1 protein-coding gene is annotated in these 1,060 nt (G+C 67.2%); it reads right to left on the bottom strand.

What is annotated here, in order from left to right; translation table 11 throughout:
- Nucleotides 1-23: 23 nt before the first annotated feature.
- On the bottom strand, nt 24-917 hold the full coding sequence (locus ABH920_RS50050; protein ID WP_370356996.1) for an IS5 family transposase: 894 nt from the start codon (nt 915-917) through the stop codon (nt 24-26).
- Between the last annotated feature and the right edge of the window lie 143 nt (nt 918-1,060).

The raw sequence follows: 1,060 nt of genomic DNA, 5'->3' as shown, positions 1-1,060 counted from the left end.
CTAGGCCGTGTCTGAGAAGTGGTTCATAGCCAGCCGTTGATGGCTGCGATGGTGACGGTGGCCTGGTAACGGCAGGCGAGCTTGTCGTACCGGGTTGCCACGGCGCGGTGTTGCTTGAGGCGGCTGATCCCGCATTCCACGGCGTGGCGTTGTTTGTAGCGTTCCGGGTCGAAGGCTGGTGGCCGGCCGCCGTGCGAGCCGCGTTTGCGCCGGTGGGCGGCTTGGTCGGTCTTGATCGGGATGGTGGCGCGGATGCCCCGCTGGCGGAGCAGGTCGCGGTTGGCTTTCGAGCTGTAGGCCTTGTCGGCCAGGACTCGGTCCGGCCGGGTGCGGGGCCGGCCGGGACCGGTGCGTGGTACCCGGATGGCATTCAGCACGACCGGGAACTGTGGGCTGTCGCCGCGTTGTCCGGCGGTGACGACGATCGCGAGGATCTTCTGGCCCTGCTCACAGGCCAGGTGCAGCTTAGTGGTCCAGCCACCGCGAGACCGCCCCAAGCCGTGGTCGGCAGGCTCGTGGGCCAGACCGCTGGGCGGTTCGACCTGTGCCGCGCCGTGTTTACGGGCCCCGGCGGCGTGCTGGTGAGCTCGTACGATCGTGGAGTCGATGGACACGTCCCAGTCGATCAGCCCTGCGGCATCGGCTTGGGCCTGCAACATCGCCAGGATCGCTGCCCAGGTGCCGTCACGGGACCAGGCGCGGAACAGATGGTAGGCATTCTGCCAGGGCCCGTAGCGATCGGGGATCTCCCGCCACGGCGCCCCGATCCTGGTGCGCCATCGGATGGCGTCGATGAGCTGGCGTTTCGTCCACTTCGGAGGCCGCCCGGGCTTCCGACCGACAGGCAACAGCGGCTGCAGGACTGCCCATTGCGCATCGGTCAGATCGCCGCGGACGCGTGCAGATATGGTGTCCACGAGGTCTCTGTGAAGGTGTGGTTCGTCTTGGTCGATGACTCACCTACCAGAGACCTCACCTGCTTGTCAGCATCCTGCAACACCAGGGCGCCCGAGCCGTGACGGCTCAGGCGCTCACACCTCACTTTTCAGACACGGCCTAG

The sequence above is a fragment of the Catenulispora sp. EB89 genome (assembly GCF_041261445.1).
Classification (GTDB): Bacteria; Actinomycetota; Actinomycetes; order Streptomycetales; family Catenulisporaceae; genus Catenulispora.
Note: the sequence above shows the minus strand (reverse complement) of the source record. Positions and strands in the feature narration are given on the sequence as shown.